At 65.6% G+C, this 22,196-nt stretch carries 19 protein-coding genes; 9 read left to right on the top strand and 10 right to left on the bottom strand.

The window, feature by feature from the left end; translation table 11 throughout:
- Positions 1-48 precede the first annotated feature (48 nt).
- The 7 genes from A3CW_RS0109120 to mnmC form a co-directional block, all read right to left on the bottom strand.
- Positions 49-555 (bottom strand): SET domain-containing protein, encoded by a 507-nt coding sequence (locus A3CW_RS0109120; protein ID WP_028203281.1) that lies wholly within the window; start codon positions 553-555, stop codon positions 49-51.
- Positions 556-858: 303 nt separating this feature from the next.
- Positions 859-1,971 carry an NADH:flavin oxidoreductase/NADH oxidase gene (locus A3CW_RS0109115; protein WP_028203280.1) on the bottom strand — a complete coding sequence of 371 codons (1,113 nt, stop codon included), beginning with the start codon at positions 1,969-1,971 and terminating at the stop codon, positions 859-861.
- Positions 1,972-2,101: 130 nt separating this feature from the next.
- Positions 2,102-2,830 (bottom strand): glutamine amidotransferase, encoded by a 729-nt coding sequence (locus tag A3CW_RS0109110; protein WP_028203279.1) that lies wholly within the window; start codon positions 2,828-2,830, stop codon positions 2,102-2,104.
- A gap of 249 nt (positions 2,831-3,079) precedes the next feature.
- The gene (locus A3CW_RS0109105) at positions 3,080-3,718 is read right to left on the bottom strand and encodes a MarR family winged helix-turn-helix transcriptional regulator (RefSeq protein ID WP_028203278.1); all 639 of its coding nucleotides are present in this window, start codon (positions 3,716-3,718) and stop codon (positions 3,080-3,082) included.
- 776 nt (positions 3,719-4,494) lie between these two features.
- Positions 4,495-5,610, bottom strand: a complete 1,116-nt coding sequence (locus A3CW_RS0109100) for a YbdK family carboxylate-amine ligase (RefSeq protein ID WP_028203277.1) — start codon at positions 5,608-5,610, stop codon at positions 4,495-4,497.
- A gap of 56 nt (positions 5,611-5,666) precedes the next feature.
- Positions 5,667-6,872 (bottom strand): cation:proton antiporter, encoded by a 1,206-nt coding sequence (locus A3CW_RS0109095; RefSeq protein ID WP_028203276.1) that lies wholly within the window; start codon positions 6,870-6,872, stop codon positions 5,667-5,669.
- Between the two features lie 924 nt (positions 6,873-7,796).
- A complete protein-coding gene (mnmC, locus tag A3CW_RS0109090; protein ID WP_028203275.1) occupies positions 7,797-9,773 on the bottom strand; it encodes a bifunctional tRNA (5-methylaminomethyl-2-thiouridine)(34)-methyltransferase MnmD/FAD-dependent 5-carboxymethylaminomethyl-2-thiouridine(34) oxidoreductase MnmC in 1,977 nt (658 codons plus the stop codon).
- A gap of 463 nt (positions 9,774-10,236) precedes the next feature.
- On the opposite strand from mnmC, the gene A3CW_RS0109085 reads away from it, so the two are divergent.
- Positions 10,237-10,515, top strand: coding sequence for an HU family DNA-binding protein (locus A3CW_RS0109085; RefSeq protein WP_027815965.1), 279 nt, complete (start codon positions 10,237-10,239; stop codon positions 10,513-10,515).
- A 133-nt stretch (positions 10,516-10,648) separates the two neighbouring features.
- Here A3CW_RS0109085 and A3CW_RS0109080 read toward each other — a convergent pair whose 3' ends face one another.
- Complete coding sequence (locus tag A3CW_RS0109080) at positions 10,649-11,974, bottom strand: GTP-binding protein (protein ID WP_028203274.1); 1,326 nt, start codon at positions 11,972-11,974, stop codon at positions 10,649-10,651.
- 177 nt (positions 11,975-12,151) lie between these two features.
- A complete protein-coding gene (locus A3CW_RS0109075) occupies positions 12,152-12,598 on the bottom strand; it encodes a lytic transglycosylase domain-containing protein (RefSeq protein WP_028203273.1) in 447 nt (148 codons plus the stop codon).
- A 543-nt stretch (positions 12,599-13,141) separates the two neighbouring features.
- Here A3CW_RS0109075 and gspD point away from each other — a divergent pair.
- The 3 genes from gspD to gspF are packed head-to-tail and all read left to right on the top strand — an operon-like array spanning position 13,142 to position 18,244.
- A complete protein-coding gene (gene gspD / locus A3CW_RS0109070; protein WP_028203272.1) occupies positions 13,142-15,475 on the top strand; it encodes a type II secretion system secretin GspD in 2,334 nt (777 codons plus the stop codon).
- Positions 15,472-16,968 (top strand): type II secretion system ATPase GspE, encoded by a 1,497-nt coding sequence (gspE, locus tag A3CW_RS0109065; protein ID WP_028203271.1) that lies wholly within the window; start codon positions 15,472-15,474, stop codon positions 16,966-16,968. Before gspD ends, gspE begins: the two co-directional genes overlap by 4 nt.
- Positions 16,969-17,026: 58 nt before the next feature.
- A complete protein-coding gene (gspF, locus tag A3CW_RS0109060) occupies positions 17,027-18,244 on the top strand; it encodes a type II secretion system inner membrane protein GspF (protein ID WP_028203270.1) in 1,218 nt (405 codons plus the stop codon).
- A gap of 45 nt (positions 18,245-18,289) precedes the next feature.
- On the opposite strand, the gene A3CW_RS0109055 is transcribed toward gspF, so the two are convergent.
- On the bottom strand, positions 18,290-18,703 hold the full coding sequence (locus tag A3CW_RS0109055) for a hypothetical protein (protein WP_028203269.1): 414 nt from the start codon (positions 18,701-18,703) through the stop codon (positions 18,290-18,292).
- Positions 18,704-18,914: 211 nt separating this feature from the next.
- On the opposite strand from A3CW_RS0109055, the gene gspG reads away from it, so the two are divergent.
- The 5 genes from gspG to gspK are packed head-to-tail and all read left to right on the top strand — an operon-like array spanning position 18,915 to position 22,164.
- A complete protein-coding gene (gene gspG / locus A3CW_RS0109050) occupies positions 18,915-19,379 on the top strand; it encodes a type II secretion system major pseudopilin GspG (RefSeq protein WP_035512630.1) in 465 nt (154 codons plus the stop codon).
- A gap of 21 nt (positions 19,380-19,400) precedes the next feature.
- Positions 19,401-19,934 carry a GspH/FimT family pseudopilin gene (locus A3CW_RS0109045; RefSeq protein WP_081771575.1) on the top strand — a complete coding sequence of 178 codons (534 nt, stop codon included), beginning with the start codon at positions 19,401-19,403 and terminating at the stop codon, positions 19,932-19,934.
- Positions 19,935-19,947: 13 nt separating this feature from the next.
- Positions 19,948-20,376, top strand: a complete 429-nt coding sequence (gspI, locus tag A3CW_RS0109040) for a type II secretion system minor pseudopilin GspI (RefSeq protein WP_051481351.1) — start codon at positions 19,948-19,950, stop codon at positions 20,374-20,376.
- Complete coding sequence (locus tag A3CW_RS0109035; RefSeq protein ID WP_028203265.1) at positions 20,354-21,037, top strand: PulJ/GspJ family protein; 684 nt, start codon at positions 20,354-20,356, stop codon at positions 21,035-21,037. The genes gspI and A3CW_RS0109035 overlap by 23 nt, the downstream gene beginning before the upstream one ends.
- A complete protein-coding gene (gene gspK, locus A3CW_RS0109030) occupies positions 21,034-22,164 on the top strand; it encodes a type II secretion system minor pseudopilin GspK (RefSeq protein ID WP_028203264.1) in 1,131 nt (376 codons plus the stop codon). The genes A3CW_RS0109035 and gspK overlap by 4 nt, the downstream gene beginning before the upstream one ends.
- Positions 22,165-22,196 lie beyond the last annotated feature (32 nt).

The following is a 22,196-nucleotide window of genomic DNA, read 5'->3' as shown; positions in this document are numbered from 1 at the left end:
GCTCATGCGGCCCTTGTGCTTGATGCGGTGCGACGCGCGTCGCACCGCTTACTTCTTCTTTTTGCTCTTGCTTTTCGACGCTTTCGCGCCCTTCGCAGACTTGTCGTCGTCGGGCGGTGCGAGCATCGTGCCGCGGCACTTGCGGGCGCCGCAACGGCATTCGTATTCGCGCTTGAGCTTCTTCGTCTGCTTCGCGTCGATCACGAGGCCGTAGTCGTAAAAGAGCTCCTCGCCCTCGGGGATATCGCGCAGCGCGTGAATATAGACGTGCCCTTCGATCTCCTCGGCTTCGCAGTTCGGCGCGCACGAGTGATTGATCCAGCGCGCGCTGTTGCCCTTCACCTTGCCGTCGATCACGTCGCCATCGTCGAGCGCGAAATAGAACGTGTGATTCGGTTCGTCTGGATTATGCGGATGACGCCGCAGCGCTTCCTTCCAGGAGATGCGCTCGCCCTTGTATTCGATCAGTCGTTCGCCGGTCGCAATGGAGACCGCCGCAAACACGCCCTTGCCGTGCACGCCCGACTGGCGCACGACGATCCTGCGTTCACTCATTGAATGAATCCTTGTGAAGTACTGGGGGAGACTGTCCCGGTCATGACAGGCGGCGTGGAACATGTCCTCCCGCACGCCGTCTGCGGCTCTCTCATGAAGCCGTGCCTGGCGGTCTGCCTGGCCTTGCATCGGCCCTTGCATCCAACCTCGCGTCCTGGCTCGTCGCGCTCCGTACGCAAACGCGGCGCCGATTGGGCGCCGCGCTCATGCGACGCCCGGCGCGCCACAGACGGCATCGTACACGCTCGCGCCTCTTTCGTTCAACCCATATGCGCCGTGAGAAACCGCGACGCGCAGCGTGCTTCAGCGCTGCCCGAGCGTCGTCTCGCCGAACAGCTTCTTCAACTCGCGCGGTTGCGAGCGCCAGTATTGCGGCGGCGCGCTCACGCTCGCGCCGAGTTGCGCCGCGGCGTGCCACGGCCAGCGCGGATCGTAGAGCATGGCGCGCGCCATCGCGATCATGTCGGCTTCGCCGTCTTCGATGATCTGGTTGGCCTGCAAGGCGTCGGTGATGAGGCCCACCGCAATCGTCGTCAGGCCGGTTTCGGCCTTCACCTTGCGCGCGAACGGCACTTGATAGCCGGGCTCGAGCGGAATCTTTTGCAGCGGCGACACGCCGCCCGACGACACGTCGATCCAGTCCGCGCCGCGCGCCTTGAGCGCCTGCGCGAAGACCACGGTGTCATCAGGCGTCCAGCCGCCATCGACCCAATCCGTTGCCGAAACGCGCACGCCGATCGGGCGATCGGCGGGAAACTCGGCGCGCACGGCGTCGAACACTTCGAGCGGAAAGCGCATGCGGTTTTCGCGCGAGCCGCCGTACTCGTCGCTGCGCTGGTTCGCGATCGGCGAGAGAAATTGGTGCAGTAAATAGCCGTGCGCCGCGTGGATTTCGAGGGCGTCGATGCCAAGACGCACAGCGCGGCGCGCCGTGGCCACGAACGCATCGCGCACGCGATTCAGACCCGCCACGTCGAGTGCGAGCGGCGGCGCCTCGCCCTCCTTGTGCGCGAGCGCCGAAGGCGCGTGCGGCAGCCACCCGCCGTCGGCAACCGAAATCAGCTGGCCGCCCTCCCAGGGCACGTGACTCGACGCCTTGCGCCCCGCGTGCGAGATCTGCATGGCGATGCGGACAGGCGAATGACGGCGGATGGCGGCGATCACGGGCTCGAGCGCGGCTTCGGTCACGTCGTCCCACAGGCCAAGACAGCCCGGCGTGATGCGGCCGTCAGGCTCGACGGCCGTCGCTTCGATGCAGAGCATCGCGGCGCCCGAAAGCGCCAGGTGGCCGAGATGGATCATGTGCCAGTCGTTGGCTTCGCCGCGCTCGGCGGAGTACTGGCACATCGGCGAAACGACGATGCGATTGGGGAGCATCACGCCACGCAGTTCGAGCGGAGTGAAGAGCTTGCTCATGGGAGGTCCACGGACGGTTGGCAGAAGCGTCCGAGAATAGCACGCGCTTTTTTCACGCGTTCGACAAGGCACACCACGCCTGCGCGGCGTGCGCCCGCGCGAGGTCGATCAAGCTGGGTTCAGGCGCGGGTCAGGGTTGGCGCGCGGCCATCTGTGCGTCGACGGCGTCGAGCCATTCGCCGAACATGCGGCTCGCCTGCGCTTCGAGGAGCGGCCCGTGGCGCGCCGTGTCGTCGCGCAGCGCGTTCACGTCCACGCCCGCGCCGGCGATCTCAGCGGCATGACCGATCAGCCATGGCTCGAAACGGTCGGCGCGCACTTCGGGATGGCACTGCAGGCCGAGCACGTAGTCGCCCCAGGAAAACGCCTGGTTCTCGCATAGCGGCGTGGAAGCGAGGCGCGTCGCGCCCTGCGGCAGATCGAAGGTATCGCCATGCCAGTGCAGCATGGAGGTCGCCGCGCCGTCGAGGTGCTGCAGCGGCGAGGCGTGGCCGGCGTCGGTGAGCGTGAGTGGCGTCCAGCCGATCTCGGCCTGGGGTCCCGCATACACGCGCGCACCGAGCACGCGCGCAATGAGTTGCGCGCCGAGGCAGATGCCAAGCGTAGGCAGACCCGCCGCGATGCGCTTTTCGATCATCGCGGCAAGGGGAACGAGTGTGGGATAGCGCGCATCGTCGCACGCGTTGATCGGGCCGCCGAGCACGACCATGAGCGACGCCGACAAAGGATTGAGCGCGCCAACCCGGGCGAAGCCGACATCGACGTAGCGCACGGGGCGTCCACGGTCGCCGAGCACGCGCTCGAAGCTGCCGAGGTCCTCGAAATAGACATGGCGCACAGCCAATACTTCGCGATTCATCGGCAAATTCCCGGGTCGGCTGTGGGCGGCATGCACGTCACCGCTTTTTCACGGCGCGTGCGAACGTTTGCGCCAACGGTCGTGACAAAAACGTGTGGCCAATACTTGCGAGAACTACACAAATTGCCATGTGTGCGTTCGATGCAGGCAAAGTCAGCACGCAACGTCGGCACGCCAACGCGCGCGATGCTTTGCACTACCGTGCATGACGCGCGCCGCCCGCATGGGGGCGGCGGCGCAGCTTCGGCCTTAAACCGCGAAGATCTTCCAGTTTTTCTTCTGGGTCGTCACGTCGGCCTGTTCGTAGACCGAGCAATCGAGACGCAGATCCGTGTCAGCCATGTTGATGTTCAGAAGCTGGCAGTGATGCGGCGTCTTCTTCGGGTTCTTGCTCGGCTCGAAATGCGAGCAGGTCAGGCACATGCGGTGTTGCGGGCTGGTTTCCTGCGATTCGAGCAGATAAACCGTCTTGAGCAGCGTGCGATAAAGCGTGGACTGCTCGTCCGCCTTCAGCGTGCCGACCGCCTTCGACAGGAAGTCGGGCCACTGCGAGGCCTTTTTCGCCGCCGTCCGGCCGCGCGAGGTGAGACGCACCGCGAGTGCGCGGCCGTCGTCGAGCGCACGGCGCTTTTCGACCAGCCCCTTGGTTTCGAGCGTGCTCACCGCATCGCTGGTGGTCGCGGCCGTGAGGGCCGTTTCACGCGCGATCTCGCCGAGGCGCATCGGCCCCTTACGCTGCATCAGCAGCACGAGAATTTCGCCCTGGGTAGGCGTGAGTCCTGCCCCTTCGGCCCAGTCCCACGCCTGGCTCCGCATTGCCGTGCTAAGTCGCAGCAGGCTATGGGTCACCCGCCCGGCTGCCTGCTCTCCGTATACGCCTTCGCTCATAGTCTTTCGCTGGTTATTGGCAGCTTGCGCTGCATCGTCAGCCGCCGCTTTGACCGACGGCCTGTGGGAACGCTGGCGCCCGGTTCCCCGAGCGCCGCACCATCTCAAAAAATTCCTGCTTCGCATACGCCATCGTATGCGTTGCACTGCCATGTTTCTTGCCGCAGGCCCCGGAAACATCCTTCAAGTCCCGACGCCGGTGCAACAAACCGACATTCTATGCGAGAGCGGCAAATCGCACAGCTAACTTATCCAACGTGAATTGTGGATAACCCGTTGATAAGCACGCCATTGCCTTGTGTACAGGTTCCTGGCCGCTCGCCATCGTCGCCCCGCGACCCATGCAGGTTATCGCGGATTTCTGTCTCGAACGCAACTGGAATCTGCCCGATTGTGCCTAACCAATCATTACGTAGTCCATTGAGTTTGCAGGGAAAACGAAGGTTACCCACAAAGGCACGGGGCATCTGTCCATGAATATGGACCATGTCGGGACCCAGGTCAAAAAAATAAGAACCCCCAGGTACCTCGAAGCCGGCAAAAAAATTTTCGTCCACCTCGAAAAAAGTGGCGTACGGAACCAACGCGCCCCGTATTTGGCCCGCTTTTAGCATGCTTCCCACCCGTTTTCCGGTCCCAGAAAGCACGAAGGGCAGCCCGAAAGCTGCCCTTGCGTCCTGTCTTGCCGGCGCGGAGCGCGCTTCTGACACATCCGGCACCCCGCGAAAATCGGTCAGTGGTCCTGTGTGTCCGCCGGCTCCCCCCTTCCAATTCCGTCAGGCGCGCCAGCGCAGGCACTGCTGGCGCACCGCTTCGTGCAGCGATTTTTCCTCGGCCACGACGCTGCGCAGCCACGTGGCGTCGTTGTTCTGCGCACGGGCGATCGTGCCGATTTCGGTGAGCGCGCGCGTCGAACCGAGTACCTCGCCGTGCGGCGCGATCCGGTCGAGCGTTTCGAGAATGTCTTCGGAAATCGTACGGCGCTCGCCCGTTTGCGGATTCACGCAGGTGCCGGCCAGGCCAAAGCGGCACGCCTGGAAGCGGTTGAACGTGTACACGAGGTAGTCGTCCTCGAGCGGCGCGATCGGTCGGTCGGTGAGCAGATGGCGCGCGAGCGTCTGGATGTAGCAGGCGATCGCGGCGGCGCGCTCCACCGAAAGCGGCGTGTCCATCACGCGCACCTCGATCGTGCCGAAGCCGGGTTTCGGGCGGATGTCCCAGTAGAAGTCTTTCATGCTGTTGACAACGCCCGTGTGCACCATCTTCGAGAAGTACTCCTTGAACTCCTCCCAGCTCAGCACGAACGGCGCGCGGCCCGACAGCGGAAACGCGAACACGGAATTCAGTCGTGCCGAATGAAATCCGGTGTCCACACCCTGGACATAGGGCGACGACGCCGACAGCGCGATGAAATGCGGGATGAAGCGCGAAAGCGAGTGCAACAGGAAGAGCGCGCTGTCCGCATCCGGGCAGCCGATATGCACGTGCTGGCCGAACACCGTGAACTGCTTTGCCAGGTAGCCGTACAGCTCGGACAGATACTGAAAGCGCGGCGTATCGACGATGCGCCGGTCGCTCCATTGCTGGAACGCGTGCGTACCGCCGCCGCACAGACCGACGTTGAGACGATCGGCCGCGGCGACGAGCACGTCGCGAATCTTGCGCAGATCGGTCACGGCCTGCTCGTGATTCGTGCAGATGCCGGTGGAGAGTTCGATCATGCTTTCGGTGATTTCGGGCGTGATATTGCCCGGAATCTCCTGATCTTTGACGAGGCGCATGAGGTCGCTCCCCGCCTTGGTCAGATCGTAGTCGTGCGTGTTGACGATCTGCATTTCGAGTTCGACGCCGAACGTGAACGGCTTCGAATCGACAAACGTTTCAAGTGACATGGCGTTTCCTGTCGGGGGCGTCGCGCGCAAGCCGCCGGCCGCGCGCGCCGCGAGATTCATTTTTCGCCGCGTTCGCCGACGAGCGCAAGCGCGCGATAGACCAGCCAGGGTCCGAAGAGCTGCAGCACGACGATCGAGCAAAGAATGATCGCGCGCAGACGCGGATCGAACGTCGGATAGAGTTCGTACGTGTCCTCGACGAGCAGCAGCGCGAGCGCCGACATGGGCGTCAAGGCGAGGCCGAGCGCCACACCCTGCTTCCAGTGCAGCCCGCTCGGCTTGGCGAAGATCAGCACGCCGACGAGCTTGGCCACGAGACGGGCGACGATCAGCCCCGCCGCCGCCACGCCGCCCACGAGAATGTCGTGCCACTCGAAGGTGGTGAGCGTGAGCACGAACAGAATCACCGTGAGCAGCCATCCGGCCGTGCCGAAATGCTGCGGCCACAGCTGCGGGCGCGGCTCCAGATTCTTCACGATGATGCCCGCGGCAAGCAGGCTCAGGATCGTCGAGAGCTTGAGCAGGTGCGCAATGGCGATCGCCAGCAGCACGAGGCCGAAAAGTGCGACGAACGAGTGCTCGTCCTGCGGGCTCAGCCGACGGTAAAACAGCGTGCACGCGCGGGCGAGCACGAACGCGAGAATCAGCGAGCCGATCAGCAAATACAGCGGCTGCAGGATCGTCGCGAACACGTTGCCGTACATTTCCTGATGCAGCCAGGTCGAGGCGAGCTTTTCCACGATCACCGCATACATGCTGTTGAGCGCCGTGAGCGTGAGCAGGCGCTGCGTGACCTGGCCTTCCGCGCGCAGCTCGGTCTTGAGCTGGATCACCATCGCAGGCGACGTCGCCATGGCGATCGCGGACACGACGAGCGCGATCATCGTCGGCACGGAAAGGAACAGCAGCACCGCGAGCACGAGCACGAAGGTGAGCGAGGACTCGGCAAGACTCGAAAGGATGAGCCAGGGATTGCGGCGGATCCAGCGCAGGTCTAGACGGCTGCCCAGTTCGAACAGCAACAGGCCGAGCGCGACGTCGAGCAGCGGCCGCGCGGACGTGCCGACATCGGTGTCGATCACGCCGAACCCGGCCGATCCGGCAATGAGCCCGATCACCCCATAGCCCGAGATCCGCGGCAAGCGCCACGCCCGATAACAAAGCTCGCCGCACAAACCTGCGGCGAGCAGCGCGAGCCCGGCCCAGAAAATACCGTCGAGCGGCAACGGCCAGGCGGGAAAAAACGAAAACGCCGACTTCATCGTGGTGGCTTCTCCTTGGCAACGACATCTTGCGTGGGATCGAATCCGGCTGTCCGACGTTAGATCGACATACGACTGGCTGACAGGCAAGCCGCGTGCCGCACGAGGCGAACGACACCTCTACTCCCCGTCAGTTGTCTGCCTGCGCACCAACCCATGCAGCCGGCTGGCCGACGATATGACGATTGGGCGAGCTGGCGCGAATATGTGCTTCCTGCGGCGAGTGCGGGCAAACAGTGCGGCAAAACGCTGCGGCAAAGCAGTGCGCCGGCACATGACGGTGCGGCGAACAGCCGGTACGGGCGCTTTGCGTGTGGTGTGGCTGCGCCCGCGTTGGATGAACGAACGCTGCCGTCTACCCTGAGCACTCAGATTCAGGATGAGGGGCAACCGTTCCTTGGATGCGTCGACCGTCTGATGCGGCATGTGACGCGGAAAGAACGGCGATTGTGCCATAGCTTTTTTGCAATTGCCCCACCTCTTCGAAAGCATCGACAAAGACGGTAATTGCGTCTGTATTGTGCGCTTTTGACGACGTATGCGGAAAAAATGACCGCATCGACGAGGCGGCTTTCGTCTGGGGTTTCAAGCTCCGGCTGGATCATGCTTGCCGGCAGCGATGGCGCTAGCTTGGGGTTTACTGTTTACCGTATGTATACGTAGTAGAAGTTAACAAGGGCCTGGATTTCCTGTGGATAACCGGGGTTTACCGAAAGGAATCCGCGAGTTGGCGCTCGCACAACCACGCGCAAAGCATGTGCGGTCTGTGCGCACTTCAAAGAGTAACTTTTGGGCCTGGAACGGGGTGTGCTGAGTTACCCCGTTTACGTCCACACCGGTTCCACACGCGATTCGCTGGCAATTCGCGCGGTTATCCACAGACTTGCATGAATAACCTGGGCGGCTTTCTTCCGTGTGACGCGTTCAAAGACTGCGCTGGCGCAAGGCGCGCTGCAGGAAGCGCGCCGGATCCAGCTGGTCCGCAAGGTCCCGCTCCAGCGGCCACGGCTCGCCTTCCAGTTGCGACGCGATCAGCTCCGCCCCCAGCCCCGCCCACACGAGCCCGCGCGAGCCAAACGCATACGCACCGTAGAGGCCGCTTGCGCGCGGCAGGTCGAGCGGCCACGCGCCGGCCAGACGCTGGGCGTCGCGGCGGGCGGCGTCTTCGTCGGCGAGCGGGCCGAGCATCGGCATGCGGTCGCTGGTGACGCAGCGGAACGCCACGCGGCCCGCGAAGTCGCGCTCGCTCTGGGCCGCGGCAAGCTCAGGGAGCATGTGCGCGACGCGTTCGATGTTCTCGGTATGGCCGGCGGCGCGCAGCGCGTCGTCGGCGTCGTCGACTTCGTAGGTGGCGCCCGCGAGCGTGACGCCGCCGTCGAGCGGCACCGCATAGCCCTCGCCGATCACGGGTACGCGCAGGTTCGCGAGCGGGCTGGGATCGACGAGCGTGAGCTGGCCGCGCACGATGCGGGTGGGCGCATGCGCGAGCGCGGCGGCGCGCGAGGCGTCCTGGGCATTGGCGAAGATCACCGCGGCTGCCTGGGCGACGAGCCGTCCGGCGTCGTCGAACACCTGCCATTCGTCGGATTCGTGTTCGCCGGCGCGCGCAATGTGACCGATACGCACACCGAAACGTGTCTCGACCTGCGCGCCCGGCAGCGCGGCGCCGAAGGCGCATTGGGCGCGGCAGAGCGTCGCCGGGTCGATCGCGCCGCCCTGCGGATAGAACCAGCCACCCTGATTGAGCGCGACGCCGGCCAGCGCCTGCGCTTGCTCGCGCGTGACGGCGCGCACGAATTCTTCGGGATAGCCGAACGATTCCAGCGCGGCGGCGACGGCGCGCGATTCGTCGTCGGTGGCGAGATGGAGCAAGCCGGCGTGCGAGCGCCTGGGCGCATGGCCGGCAGTTCCGAGCGCGGCCCAGCGTTGCAGCGCGTAGAGAAACCCCGCGCGCGTGATGCGTGACGCGCTGCTGTCGTCGCGCGAAATCAGCGGATGAAACACGCCAGCCGGATTGCCCGATGCCTCGAGCGCGGGCGCGGCGTTGCGTTCGATCAGCGTCACGCGCCAGCCGCGCACGGCCAGCCGCTCGACGAGCGCACAGCCGGCGAGTCCCGCTCCCACGACGACGGCGTGCCGCTCGCGCAGCGCAAGCGGCAGCGGCGGCTCGTAGCGGCGAACGCGCCAGCGCGGCGCGAAGCGTCCGACCAGCATCTCCCACTTGCCGTTGAAGCCTTCCACCTTGTGGTATTCGAAGCCGTTTTGCTGCAGCGCGCGCTTGACGTCCCCCGAACTGCTCCAGGTCGCGACGGTGGCGTCTTCGCCGGCGATGCGCGCAAGCGCCTTGAAAATGGCCGGCGACCAGAGGTCGGGATTCTTCGCCGGGGCGAAGCCGTCGAGGTAGATCGCATCGGCGCGCATCCACATTTTGGGAAATACCTCGAGCGCGTCGCCGAAAACGAGCGTGAGCGTGACGCGTCCGCCCTCGAATTCCAGGCGGTGGGTGCCCGGCACGAGCATCGGCCAGGCGCTCACGAGTTCGCGCGCGAGCGGCGCTTCGCGTGTGTGCGCAACGACTGCGTCGAGTGCGCTTTGCAGGTCGTTGCGCGCGAACGGATGTTTTTCCACCGAAACGAAATGCAGGCGCTCGCAGCGCGCCGGGTCGTCGCGCCATGCCGACCACGTGGCGAGAAAGTTCACGCCCAGGCCGAAGCCGGTTTCGACCACGGTGAAGATCCGCCGGTCTTGCCAGCGCTGCGGCAACGCGTTGCCGTTCAGAAAGACGGCTTGTGCCTGTGCGAATGCGCCAGCAGTGCTGTGATAAACGTCGCCATAGATGGGCGAAAACGGTGTGCCGTCTTCCCGAAAGGCGAGCGTGGCGGGTATCAGGGTGGCGGTCATGAGGAACGCGGAGCCAGAGGTGAGGAGAAAACGGGCAAGCAGCGCGGCTGGAAAAAGCGTGTGGCGAAGGCCGATCGCGTCGGCGCAAACGCTTGCCGGACCGGCGTTTGCGCGCATGCTGCGTTGGCGCGGCGCAACGCGTGCGGCGGGAAAAACGTCGCACGCGGGGGGATTTGCGGGGGTGGACACCCCAAAAAGGTCTGCAAGCTCCAAAAAACCCGCATATCCCGCGCGAAATCTTCGAAACCCTTGTCGTTATTGGGTTTGCGCTGCGCTATCATAGCAAGCGCCGCCCAGGGAAGCGGCAGCACGGACGTTGCGGCATCAGACACACGCTAGTCGCCGCAACGCGAAAACGCCGGGGTGCTCCGGGTCCGTCGCTGCTCGACGGCGCGGCACGCGTCCGTATAATCGGCGCGTTCGCGCTGTTCGTGTCAACCTAAACACAGAAAGGAACTTCTCAATGAATAAACAGGAACTGATCGACGCCGTCGCAGCACAGACGGGCGCTAGCAAGGCACAAACCGGCGAGACGCTGGACACGCTCCTCGAAGTGGTCAAGAAGGCTGTGTCGAAGGGTGACGCGGTTCAGCTGATCGGCTTCGGCAGCTTCGGTTCGGGCAAGCGCGCAGCCCGTACGGGCCGTAACCCGAAGACCGGCGAAACCATCAAGATTCCCGCTGCCAAGACCGTCAAGTTCACGGCTGGCAAGGCGTTCAAGGACGCCGTCAACAAGCGCTAAGGCATTGCCGCTTTAAGTTGACACCCGCCCCTGGCGGGTTTTTTTTCGCCTGCGCGATTCATGCATTGCGGGCGCAAAAGCAAACGGCGCCGCACTTTTGCGGCGCCGTTGTTCGTTGAGCGCGTCGTTCCGGTCAGTCGGGACGGTGAACGATTTCGTCGTGATCGCCGTGATCATGATCGTGATCGTCGTCATCGAGCTCCCAGGACGGGAACGGGTCGGCGTAGCCCAGCCAGGCTTCGGGGCCTGCCGCGTATTCCGCATCGTTGAGAAGGCACGCATCGAGCTTCGCGCGCCACGCGTCGCGCTCGAGATCGACGCCGATCATCACCAGCTCCTGGCGGCGGTCGCCGACGCTGGGGTCGTCGAGATCGCCCTGCCAGTCGGCGGCGATTTCCTTTTCGAGTTCGGCGTCCTGCGGCCATTCCTCGCGCGGTAGCGCCGCCCACCACGTGCCCGCGGGACCGTGACGACACACGCCGCCCGCCTGCGAAAGCGTGCCCGTGATGTCGTTGCGCGTGGCGAGCCAGAAGAAGCCCTTCGAGCGCAGCACGCCCTTCCACTCCTGGTTGAGCAGCGCCCAGAAGCGCTCGGGATGAAACGGGCGGCGCGCGCGATAGACGAAGTTGCTGATGCCGTACTCGTCGGCTTCGCCGCGCGGCGTATGCGCTGGATCGTGGCAATGCGCCGGGTCGTCGCACTGGTCATGGTCGTGCAGCGACGCGAGCCAGCCCGGCGCGCTCGACGCGGCATCGAAGTCGAAGCGGCCAGTGTTGATCACTTCCTCGAGCGGCACGTTGCCGAAGCGGCTCACCACTTGCACCGCGCGCGGATTGATGCGCGCGAGAATGTGCTGCAGGCGCGCGAGTTCGTCGTCGCTCACGAGGTCGGCCTTGTTCAGCACGAGCACGTCGCAGAACTCCACCTGATCGACGAGCAGTTCCACGATCGCGCGGTCGTCTTCCTCGCTCGTCGCAACACCTCGCTGCGCGAGCTGGTCGGCGCTCGCGTAGTCGCGCAGGAAGTTGAATGCGTCGACGACGGTGACCATCGTGTCGAGACGCGCGAACGCGTCGAGCGCGACGCCGTCGTCGCCGGCGAACGTGAAGGTCTCCGCGATCGGCATGGGCTCGGCCACGCCGGTCGACTCGATCACGATGGCGTCGAAGCGCTGGCCGGCGCGCGCCGGGTCGGCGAGACGCTGGATCTCGGTGAGCAGGTCGTCGCGCAGCGTGCAGCAAATGCAGCCGTTCGACATTTCGACCACGCGCTCTTCCACGCGCGAGAGCGCCGAGGCGTCGCGCACGAGCGCGGCGTCGATGTTCACCGAGGCGAGGTCGTTGACGATCACTGCCACGCGCAGGCCCGCGCGGTTCGACAGGATATGGTTGAGCAGCGTGGTCTTGCCCGCGCCCAGAAAACCCGAGAGCACGGTGACGGGCAGTGGCGGCTGGTTCATCGCAGTTGTGGTGCAGAAAGTGAGTCGGGAGGCGCGCCGCGCGAAAGGATCGAAATCCTCGTAAGGGTGCGGCGCCAGCCAGCATTTTGCACCATGCACGCGCGCCGCGCAGGGCACGCGTGCCGCCGCATTCAGGGCGCAAGCACGCTGGGAGCACTCAGCACGCGTTCAAGCGTGCTATTGCATGAGATGCCACTTGCGCAGAATGTCGGCGATTTGCTGCGCGTACTGGTCGCGCAGCGTCGGCGTTTCGGAATGGTAAGCGCCGATGGCAGCCCACGTGTTGCCGTACTTGTTCATCTTCTGGCGCAGATGCCACGCGGCGATATAGACGTTCTTGCACGGCTCCATAAGCGTGCTTTGCGAAATGCCGTACTGCGAGAGCACGGGCAGATGCACGGAATTGATCTGCATGACGCCGTAGTCGATCGAACCGTTCGCATTCCTGTGTACTGCGTCGGGCCGGTTGTGCGACTCCTGCCAGGCAATGGCGCGCAGGATCAGCGGATTGACCTTCTGGTAGCGCGCGGCCTCGTCGAAACAGTCCGCGTGCGCGAGCGTGCTGACGCTCGCGGTGACGAGCACCACGGCGGCGGCAAGCGTAGCGGACCAGACGTTTGGCATGGCGACTCGCGCGGAAGCTGACAAAAGGGCAAACAAAAGGACAAGCAAAGAGGCGAACGGCGCAGCCTGAAGGATGACGCAATCTCTCGCTGGCCGGCCTGATTTCTGGCGCGCAATGCGGGAATTCCCACATAAAGACGGGGGAAACGTGCGTTGGCCATCCTTCGGGCCGCTCGTATGATACCGGTCACCGATGACGCGTCAAGCTGGCTGCTCAGACAAGACGTGGCGCTTCGAGCCAATCGAAGTCCGCGCGCGCCAGCTCATGAGGAATGCATGCTTACAAACAGCTTGGGATTACCGGCTGGCGCGGCTCGGCGATTAGAAGAATTCCCCGGAGAGCCATTTTTTGTGACAAATTCGACACGAAAAACTGCTACTGTTCCATCTTTTGTTGACTAACGGACGTCCGGGCTGAGGAGAGCCGGCGCCGGCACTAGTCAGGAAAGCACAGGCGAGTCGGCCCCACAGCCGTACGTCGAGGACGAATAGCCGCGCGCGTCTGCCGCTGGCTTCGATAAGACACCCATGAGAAGAAATCGTATGGCTTTGCGTCGCGTCGCCACGGCGCTGCTCGTGAGCGGACTCTTTACGGCACAGCTTGCCTATGCGCAGGTCACGCTCAATTTTGTCAACGCCGACATCGACCAGGTGGCGAAGGCAATTGGCGCCGCCACCGGCAAAACGATCATCGTCGATCCCCGCGTGAAGGGGCAGCTCAATCTCGTCTCCGAGAACCCAGTACCTGAAGACCAGGCGCTCAAGACCCTGCAGTCGGCGCTGCGCATGCAAGGCTTCGCGCTCGTGCAGGATCACGGCGTCCTGAAGGTCGTGCCGGAAGCCGACGCCAAGCTGCAGGGCGTGCCCACCTATGTGGGCAATGCGCCCACCGCGCGTGGCGACCAGGTGGTGACCCAGGTGTTCACGCTGAGGCACGAGTCGGCGAACAACCTTCTGCCGGTGCTGCGCCCGCTCATCTCGCCGAACAACACCATTGCCGCCTACCCGGCCAACAACACGCTCATCGTGACCGACTATGCGGACAACGTGCGCCGCATCGCCTCGATCATCGCGGGTGTGGACTCGGCCGCCGGCCAGCAGGTCCAGGTGGTGCCGCTGCACAATGCCAATGCGCTCGACATCGCGCCGCAAATCGCGAAGATGCTCGACCCGGGCGCGATCGGCGCCTCGGACCCGTCGCTGAAGGTCTCGGTCATCGCCGACCCGCGTACCAACTCGCTAATGCTGCGCGCCTCGAACGCGCAACGCCTGGCCTCCGCGGTCCAGCTCTCGAAGCAGCTCGACGCGCCGACCAGCATGCCGGGCAACATTCACGTCGTGCCGCTGCGCAACGCCGACGCCACGCAGCTCGCCAAGACGCTGCGCGGCATGCTCGGCAAGGGCGGCAACGATACGTCGTCGTCCGGCAACGCGAACGGCTTCAACCAGGCCGGCAACAGCGGCGGCGGCAGCACGTCGACGGGTACCTCCGGCACGCCGCCGCTGCCGTCGAGCTCGCTTGGCGGCGGTACGTCGTCGGGCAGTTCGCTGGGCGGGGGCAGTTCGTACGGCAGCGGCGGTAGCGGCAGCAACGAAGCGCCCTTCCTCGGTGGCGACAAGGACAAGGGCGACGAGAACCAGCCGGGCGGCATGATCCAGGCCGACGCGGCGACCAACTCGCTGATCGTCACGGCGCCGGACGCGGTGTACCGCAACCTGCGCGCCGTGATCAACCAGCTCGACGCGCGGCGCGCACAGGTCTATATCGAGGCACTGATCGTCGAGCTGAACTCGACCACCAACGCCAACCTGGGCATTCAGTGGCAGGTGGCGAGCGGCAACGTCTACGCGGGCACCAATCTCGCGACGGGCAACGGTAACAGCATCGTCAACCTGACGGCGGCGGCGGCCGCTGCCGCGAGTACCGGTGGCCTTGCCAACGCGCTCGGGGCTTCTAACCTCCAGCAGGGCCTGAATGTCGGCTGGATCAAGAACATCTTCGGCGTGCAGGGGCTTGGCGCGTTGCTGCAGGCGCTCTCGCAAACGGCCGACGCCAACGTGCTGTCCACGCCTAACCTCATCACGCTCGACAACCAGGAAGCGAAGATCGTCGTCGGTACGAACGTGCCGATCCAGACGGGTTCGTATTCGAACCTCACGAGCGGCACGGCGAGCACGGCGTTCAACACCTACGATCGTGTGGACGTAGGCTTGACGCTGCACATCAAGCCTCAGATCACCGACGGCGGCATCCTGAAGCTGCAGCTGTACACGGAAGACTCGGCGATCGTGACGGGCACGACCAACGCGACGACCAATCCGGCCGGCCCCGAGTTCACCAAGCGTTCGATCCAGTCGACCGTACTCGCGGATAACGGCGAGATCATCGTGCTCGGCGGCCTGATGCAGGACAACTACCAGGTCGCCAACAGCAAGGTGCCGCTGCTCGGCGACATTCCGTGGATCGGCCAGCTGTTCCGCTCGGAAAACAAGACGCGCGAGAAGACCAACCTGATGGTGTTCCTGCGTCCGGTGATCATCAGCGACCGCGACACGGCGCAGGCGGTCACGTCGAATCGCTACGACTATATCCAGGGCGTGACGGGCGCATACAAGTCCGACAACAACCTGATCAAGGATCGCGACGACCCGGTCGTGCCGCCGATGCCGGTCGGCCCGAGCCAGGGCGGCTCCGTGCTGAACCTGTTCGATCTCGACCAGATGCGGCGTCAACAGGCGCTAGGCGTGCAGCCCGCGGCTCCCGCCAATCCGGCAAGCGCCGTGCAAATGCAGCCGGCCGCACCCATGCAGACGGCGCCGGTGGAAACCACGCCGGTGCAGCAGGCGGCGCCTGCCACGACGCGGGTGCAGCCGTGAGCACGCCGCACGCGCCTGCGGCGACTGACGGTGCGGACCGCGAGCCGCCCTCGCCGCTGGCCGCTCGGCTCGTGCCGTACGGCTTTGCGCGCAGCGGCCAGATTCTGGTCGCCCAGCAGCGCGCCGAAGGCCTCGAAGTGTGGATCAGCGAGCGCACCTCGCAGGCTGCCATCGCCGAGGTCGCGCGCAACTTCGGCGCGTTCGCGCTCGTGCGCGTGCCGGCCGACGAGCTCACGCAGGCCATCAACCAGGCGTACGCGCGTCAGGACGGCAGCGCCGCGCAGGTGGTGGGCGAAGTGGAAGGCGAAGTCGATCTCTCGCGCCTCATGCAGGACATTCCCGAAGTGGAAGACCTGCTGGAGTCCGAAGACGACGCGCCGATCATCCGCATGATCAACGCGCTCCTCACGCAGGCCGCGCGCGAGCAGGCATCGGACATTCATATCGAGCCGTTCGAGAATGCCTCGGTCGTGCGCTTTCGCGTGGACGGCACGCTGCGCGACGTCGTGCGCCCGAAGAAGGCGCTGCACGGCGCGCTGATCTCGCGTATCAAGATCATGGCGCAGCTCGACATCGCCGAGAAACGCCTGCCGCAGGACGGCCGCATCACGCTGCGCGTGGGCGGGCGTCCGGTTGACGTGCGCGTTTCCACGCTGCCCACGGGCCACGGCGAGCGCGCGGTGCTGCGCCTGCTGGAAAAAGACGCGCAACGCCTGAACCTCGAAGCGCTCGGCATGGCCGGCGACACGCTCGGCAAGTTCGACCAGCTGATCGCGAAGCCGCACGGCATCGTGCTCGTGACCGGCCCGACGGGCTCGGGCAAGACGACCACGCTCTATGCGTCGATGTCGCGGCTCGAAACGGCCACGACCAACATCATGACCGTGGAAGACCCGATCGAGTACGACCTCTCGGGCATCGGGCAAACGCAGGTGAACGAGCGCATCGGCATGACGTTTGCCCGCGCCTTGCGCTCAATCCTGCGTCAGGATCCGGACATCATCATGATCGGTGAAATCCGCGACCTCGAAACCGCGCAGATCGCCGTGCAGGCGTCGCTCACGGGCCACCTCGTGCTCGCCACGCTGCATACCAACGACGCCGCCTCGGCAGTGACGCGTCTTACCGACATGGGCGTCGAGCCGTATCTGCTCGCATCGTCCCTGCTCGGCGTGCTCGCGCAGCGCCTCGTGCGTCAGCTCTGCCCCGTATGCAAGGAAGAACGCGTGGAAGACGACGGCCGCAAGCGCTGGCATCCGGTGGGCTGCGAACGCTGCGGCCATTCGGGTTACGCGGGGCGGCGCGGCGTGTACGAACTGTTGCTCATCGACGAGCCGATTCGTGCGCTCATCCACCGCAACGCCGCCGATGCGGAGATCTTCGCGGCCGGCCGCGCACAAGGCATGCGCACGCTGCGTGAAGACGGCGAGCGCTGGGTCGAAGCGGGCAGGACGTCGCTCGAGGAAGTGCTGCGCGTGACGGGCGGCGCGTGATGCACCGCACGATGAACCACCAGATGGACTCTCAATAAGAGCGAGGGCGATCAGCAACATGCCGGCATTTCGCTTCGAAGCCATCGACGCCACGGGCAAAGCGCAAAAGGGCGTGCTCGACGCGGACAGTGCACGCGGCGCGCGCGCGCTGCTGCGCGGCCAGGGCCTCACGCCGCTCGTGGTCGAACCCGCCGCGAGCCGCACGCGCGGCGCAAGGCAGCAGCGGCTCGCGCTCGGGCGCAAGCTCTCGCAGCGCGAGCAGGCGATCCTCACGCGCCAGCTCGCGAGCCTGCTGGTGGCGGGCCTGCCGCTCGGCGAGGCGCTTGCGGTGCTCACCGAGCAGTCCGAGCGCGACTACATCCGCGAACTGATGGCGGCGATTCGCGCCGAGGTGCTCGGCGGCCATTCGCTCGCCAGCGCGCTCGAGCAGCATCCGCGCGATTTCCCGGACATCTACCGTGCGCTCGTGGCCGCGGGCGAGCACACCGGCAAGCTCGGCATCGTGCTGTCGCGCCTCGCCGACTACATCGAGCAGCGCAACGCGCTCAAGCAGAAGATCGTGCTCGCCTTCACGTACCCGACGATCGTCACGATCATCGCGTTCGGCATTGTCACGTTCCTGCTCAGCTACGTGGTGCCGCAAGTGGTGAACGTGTTCGCGAGCACGAAGCAGCAACTGCCCTTGCTCACCATCGTGATGATGGCGCTCTCGGGGTTCGTGCGGCAGTGGTGGTGGGCGGTGCTGATCGCCGTGGCCGTGGTGGCGTGGATCGTGCGCTCCACCTTGCGCCGGCCAGGCCCCCGCCTCGCATTCGACCGCTGGATGCTCACCGCGCCGCTCGCGGGCAAGCTCGTGCGCGGCTACAACACTGTGCGCTTCGCGAGCACGCTCGGCATTCTGAGTGCGGCAGGCGTGCCGATCCTGCGCGCGCTGCAGGCGGCCGGCGAAACGCTCTCGAACAAGGCGATGCGCACGAACATCGACGAAGCCATCGTGCGCGTGCGCGAAGGCACGTCGCTGTCTCGCGCGCTGGGCAACACGAAGACGTTTCCGCCCGTGCTCGTGCACCTGATCCGCTCGGGCGAGGCGACCGGCGACGTGACGACCATGCTCGACCGCGCGGCCGAAGGCGAGGCACGCGAACTCGAGCGGCGCACGATGTTCCTCACGAGCCTGCTCGAACCGTTGCTGATCCTGGCGATGGGGGGTGTGGTGCTCGTGATCGTGCTTGCGGTGATGCTGCCGATCATCGAGCTGAACAACCTCGTGCAGTAAGGCGTACGAACTGCACGAAGTCGCAGGAAGCCGGGCGCGCGGAACTCAGCGCACGTAGATGGTGGGACCGGCTGCGTTGGGCGGCAGGAAGATTTCGGAGTGCACGCCGTGGCGGTCGATGACGATCGAGCGGGGGCGCACTTCGAAGAGTTTGGAGTTCTGGTCGATCGGGCCGCCGAGCGAGATGGCTCGCGGCGGTTCACCGCCCACGCTGACGATGGCCGCTGCGCCCTGCGCGAGCGAGAGGATGCCGAACAGGTGAATGTCCTGCACGGGGTTGCGCTCGAGCCTGCCGCCGAACGGCGTGCCGGCCTGGTCGAGCGAAACCGGCACCCGGGCGGCGGCGGCCTGCACCGGCGCCGCGCGGCTGGTGGCGAGGGTGATCGTCCACCACGTGGCCGTGGCGCAGAACACCGCAAACGCGGCGAGGGAAAGAAGGCGGATTTGCAGTGGGCTCATGCGCTCATTGTACGAAGGTTTATGAAATTTTTGATGTACGCGTTTGCCATGCCCGCAAGGCGTCGGAAAGGCGTCATCGTGTGACATTACAATGACCCGTCATGCATGCGAGGACCCGGCCGATGCGAGCGACGGGGTCGATTGCAGGCGGGACGAAGCGCGGCGCACAGGCGTGCACCGCAACCATATCTAGCGAGGGAGGAAAGAACTCATGTCCATGTGGGCCAAACGCCGTGCCGAAATCGAAGTCACGCGCGCGCGCCGCCAACGCGGCTTCACGCTCATCGAAATCATGGTCGTGATCGCGATTCTCGGCATTCTGGCCGCGTTGATCGTGCCGAAGATCATGAGCCGTCCCGATGAAGCGCGCCGCGTCGCCGCGCGCCAGGACATCGGCACGATCATGCAGGCGATGAAGCTCTATCGCCTCGACAACGGCCGCTATCCGACCCAGGACCAGGGGCTGCAGGCACTCGTGCAAAAGCCGACGACCGACCCCGTGCCGAACAACTGGAAGGACGGCGGCTATCTCCAGCGTTTGCCGAACGATCCATGGGGCAACGCGTATCGGTATCTCAATCCGGGTGTGCATGGTGAGATCGACGTATTCAGCTACGGCGCCGATGGCAAACCCGGCGGCGAAGGCAACGACGCCGACATCGGGTCCTGGCAGTAAGTCGTCCGCCACGCCGCATCCATGCAACCGAGCCACCTCGTCCCTTGCCGGGACCGCCGATCGCCACGCACCGCGCGCACCTCACGCGCGGGCCTGCGTTCGCGCGCGGCGGGCTTCACGCTGCTCGAAATGCTCGTGGTGCTGCTGATCGCGGGGATTCTCATCTCGCTCGCTTCGCTCACGCTCACGCGCAATCCGCGCACCGACCTGAACGAAGAAGCGCAGCGGCTCGCGCTGCTGTTCGAATCGGCGGGCGACGAGGCGCAGGTGCGCGCCCGGCCCATCGCATGGCAGCCGCTCGCGGGCGGGTTCCGCTTCGACGTCCATACCGAGGACGGCTGGCGTCCGCTGCGCGACGATCTGCTCGGACCGCGCCACTGGGAAGGCGGCGTGACCGGCGTGTCGATCACCTACCCCGGCAGCGACGACACGCAGGCCAACCGGCTCATTTTCGGCACCGAAGCCGTGGACGTGCCGGTGCAGGTCACGCTCTTCTCGGCAGCCGGCCGCGCGACGATCGTCGGCACCGGCACTGGCCGCTTCGAGGTGCGCTGAGATGCGGCTCTCGATGCGTGGGGGAAAGCGCAGCCTCAGCGCTCGCGTGGTTCGTCCGGCTCGTCCGGTGCGTGAGCGCGGCTTCACGATGATCGAGGTATTGGTTGCGCTCGCAATCATCGCGATTGCGCTGGCTGCGTCGCTGCGCGCCGTGGGCAGCCTCGCCGCAAGCGAAGCCGATCTGCACGACCGCCTGCTCGCGGGCTGGAGTGCGGACAACACGCTCGCGCAACTGCGTCTCGCGCACGCGTGGCCGGACCTTGGCGAGAGCAGCTTCGACTGCTCGCAGGGCAATCTGCGGCTGACCTGCACACAGCAAGTCGCGACGACGCCCAACCCCGTCTTCCGGCGCGTGGAGGTCTCGGTGACGACGCCCGGCCGTTCCGGCAATCTCGCGCAACTCGTCACGGTGCTCGCCAATGAAACGAACCGCTCGTTGTGACCGCGCGCGCGGCGCCCCGTCAGCGCGCGGCTTCACGCTGATCGAGCTGCTCGTGGCGATCGCCATCATGGCGGTGGTGGCGATCCTCTCGTGGCGCGGCCTCGACGAGATCATGCGTGGGCGCGAAACCATCACGCGCTCGATGGCAGAGGAACGCGTGTTCGCGCAGATGTTCGACCAGATGCGCATCGACTTGCGCGAAGCGGCCTCCGATGACGAAGCGGGCGGCGTCGCCATCTCGCTCGACGGCGGTGCGCTGCAGATCGTGCGCGCATTCGCGGTGCCGCCGGGCGCGGCGCCGCGCCTGCAAGTGGTGCGTTACCGCGTGTCGGGCGGCCAGGTGGTGCGCTATGCGTCGCCCCCGCTCGCCAATCTCGGCGAGTTGCGGCGCGCACTGCGCGGCGGCGAGGGCGACAACTGGGGCGCGTTGCCGATGATGAGCGGCGTGGACGTCATCAACGCGCGCCTGTACGTGCCGAAGACGGGCTGGACGGCGAACATGCAGGACGTGCGCTCGCAGGTGAGCGGCTACAACAACGATCTCAAGGTGCCGCAGCTCGGCAACGCGCCGCTGCCGCGCGCGGTGACGGGCGTGCAGGTGAGCGTGAGTTCGCATTCGCTCGAGCGGCCGGTGAGCCGCGTATTCATGGTGGGGGAATGACGTTGCGCACACAACGAACCTCCGCCAGACGATTCCGACGATCCAGCCGCTCTACGCGCGCGCGGCGCGGCGCGGCCATCATCAGCGCGCTGCTCGTCGTGGCGCTGTCGGCGATCCTCGTCTCGGGCATGTTGTGGCGCCAGCAGGTGCAGTTGCGCCGCATCGAAAATCAGCGGCTGCTCGCACAGGCGCAATGGATTGCACGCGCCTCGCTCGACTGGACGCGCCTCGTGCTGCGCTCCGAAGCGGATACGTCGGCGGGCATCACGTATCTTGGCGGCGCGTGGGGCGTGCCGCTCGCGAGAACGCGGCTGTCCGACTTTCTCGGCCAGATCGGCGACGCGCGCGCGCAACAGGGCGCGGACACCTGGCTCTCGGGTTCGATCGAAGACGCCCAGGCGCGCTTCAATCTGCGCGATCTGGTGGCGAGCAACGCGCCGGGCTCGCTGCAGCTGAACCTGACCGAGATCGAAGCGTTCGCGCGCCTGTTGCAGATTCTCGGCATCGACCAGCAACTCGCCAAGAACACCGCGGTGTATCTGCGCTCGGGCCTCGCCTACTCGGCAACGCGCTTCCAGACGCAAACCGCTACGACGAGCGGCACCTCGCAAACCGAGGTGCTCGCAGGCGGCGGAACGACTGGCGGCGGCAACTACACCGACAACCCCGGCCTCTCCGATTCCGACAACAACAGCGGCGTCGCGCCGCTCCTGATGACGAGCGTCGATTCGCTGCTCGACGTGCCCGGCTTCACGCCCGACGCCGTCGCACGGCTGCGCCCGTTCGTGACGATCCTGCCCACCGTGACGCCCGTGAACATGAACACGGCGAGCGCCGAGGTGATCGCCTCCGTCGTGACGGGCATGAGCCTGTCGAACGCACAGGCGCTCGTCGCGCGTCGCCAGAGCGTGTTTTTCCGCAATGTGAGCGACGTGCAGCTCGCGCTCGAAGGCGTGGGCGTGAAGCAGGCCTCGATCGATACCACGCAGATCGACGTCAACACGAGTTATTTTCTGGTACATGGGCGCGTGCAGCACGAGCGCGCCGAGGTGGACCGCACGACGCTTGTCTGGCGCGACCCGCTCACTCATACGACGCGCATCGTGCGCGTTCGCGACGAACCATGAATCCGTCCCCGACCAACATCGAAAAGAGGTGC

Source organism: Paraburkholderia nodosa DSM 21604, from assembly GCF_000519185.1.
Taxonomy (GTDB): Bacteria; Pseudomonadota; Gammaproteobacteria; order Burkholderiales; family Burkholderiaceae; genus Paraburkholderia; species Paraburkholderia nodosa.
Note: the sequence above shows the minus strand (reverse complement) of the source record. Positions and strands in the feature narration are given on the sequence as shown.

Excerpts from the sequence above, each read along its gene's own strand:
- A3CW_RS0109095 (WP_028203276.1), bottom strand. The coding sequence starts at position 6,872 with ATGAAGTCGGCGTTTTCGTTTTTTCCCGCCTGGCCGTTGCCGCTCGAC.
- A3CW_RS0109120 (WP_028203281.1), bottom strand. The coding sequence starts at position 555 with ATGAGTGAACGCAGGATCGTCGTGCGCCAGTCGGGCGTGCACGGCAAG.
- gspF (WP_028203270.1), top strand. The coding sequence starts at position 17,027 with ATGCCGGCATTTCGCTTCGAAGCCATCGACGCCACGGGCAAAGCGCAA.
- A3CW_RS0109075 (WP_028203273.1), bottom strand. The coding sequence starts at position 12,598 with ATGCCAAACGTCTGGTCCGCTACGCTTGCCGCCGCCGTGGTGCTCGTC.
- A3CW_RS0109115 (WP_028203280.1), bottom strand. The coding sequence starts at position 1,971 with ATGAGCAAGCTCTTCACTCCGCTCGAACTGCGTGGCGTGATGCTCCCC.
- A3CW_RS0109105 (WP_028203278.1), bottom strand. The coding sequence starts at position 3,718 with ATGAGCGAAGGCGTATACGGAGAGCAGGCAGCCGGGCGGGTGACCCAT.
- A3CW_RS0109100 (WP_028203277.1), bottom strand. The coding sequence starts at position 5,610 with ATGTCACTTGAAACGTTTGTCGATTCGAAGCCGTTCACGTTCGGCGTC.
- mnmC (WP_028203275.1), bottom strand. The coding sequence starts at position 9,773 with ATGACCGCCACCCTGATACCCGCCACGCTCGCCTTTCGGGAAGACGGC.
- gspK (WP_028203264.1), top strand. The coding sequence starts at position 21,034 with ATGACGTTGCGCACACAACGAACCTCCGCCAGACGATTCCGACGATCC.
- gspD (WP_028203272.1), top strand. The coding sequence starts at position 13,142 with ATGGCTTTGCGTCGCGTCGCCACGGCGCTGCTCGTGAGCGGACTCTTT.
- A3CW_RS0109045 (WP_081771575.1), top strand. The coding sequence starts at position 19,401 with ATGCAACCGAGCCACCTCGTCCCTTGCCGGGACCGCCGATCGCCACGC.
- A3CW_RS0109085 (WP_027815965.1), top strand. The coding sequence starts at position 10,237 with ATGAATAAACAGGAACTGATCGACGCCGTCGCAGCACAGACGGGCGCT.
- gspG (WP_035512630.1), top strand. The coding sequence starts at position 18,915 with ATGTCCATGTGGGCCAAACGCCGTGCCGAAATCGAAGTCACGCGCGCG.
- A3CW_RS0109110 (WP_028203279.1), bottom strand. The coding sequence starts at position 2,830 with ATGAATCGCGAAGTATTGGCTGTGCGCCATGTCTATTTCGAGGACCTC.
- gspI (WP_051481351.1), top strand. The coding sequence starts at position 19,948 with ATGCGTGGGGGAAAGCGCAGCCTCAGCGCTCGCGTGGTTCGTCCGGCT.
- A3CW_RS0109055 (WP_028203269.1), bottom strand. The coding sequence starts at position 18,703 with ATGAGCCCACTGCAAATCCGCCTTCTTTCCCTCGCCGCGTTTGCGGTG.
- A3CW_RS0109035 (WP_028203265.1), top strand. The coding sequence starts at position 20,354 with ATGAAACGAACCGCTCGTTGTGACCGCGCGCGCGGCGCCCCGTCAGCG.
- A3CW_RS0109080 (WP_028203274.1), bottom strand. The coding sequence starts at position 11,974 with ATGAACCAGCCGCCACTGCCCGTCACCGTGCTCTCGGGTTTTCTGGGC.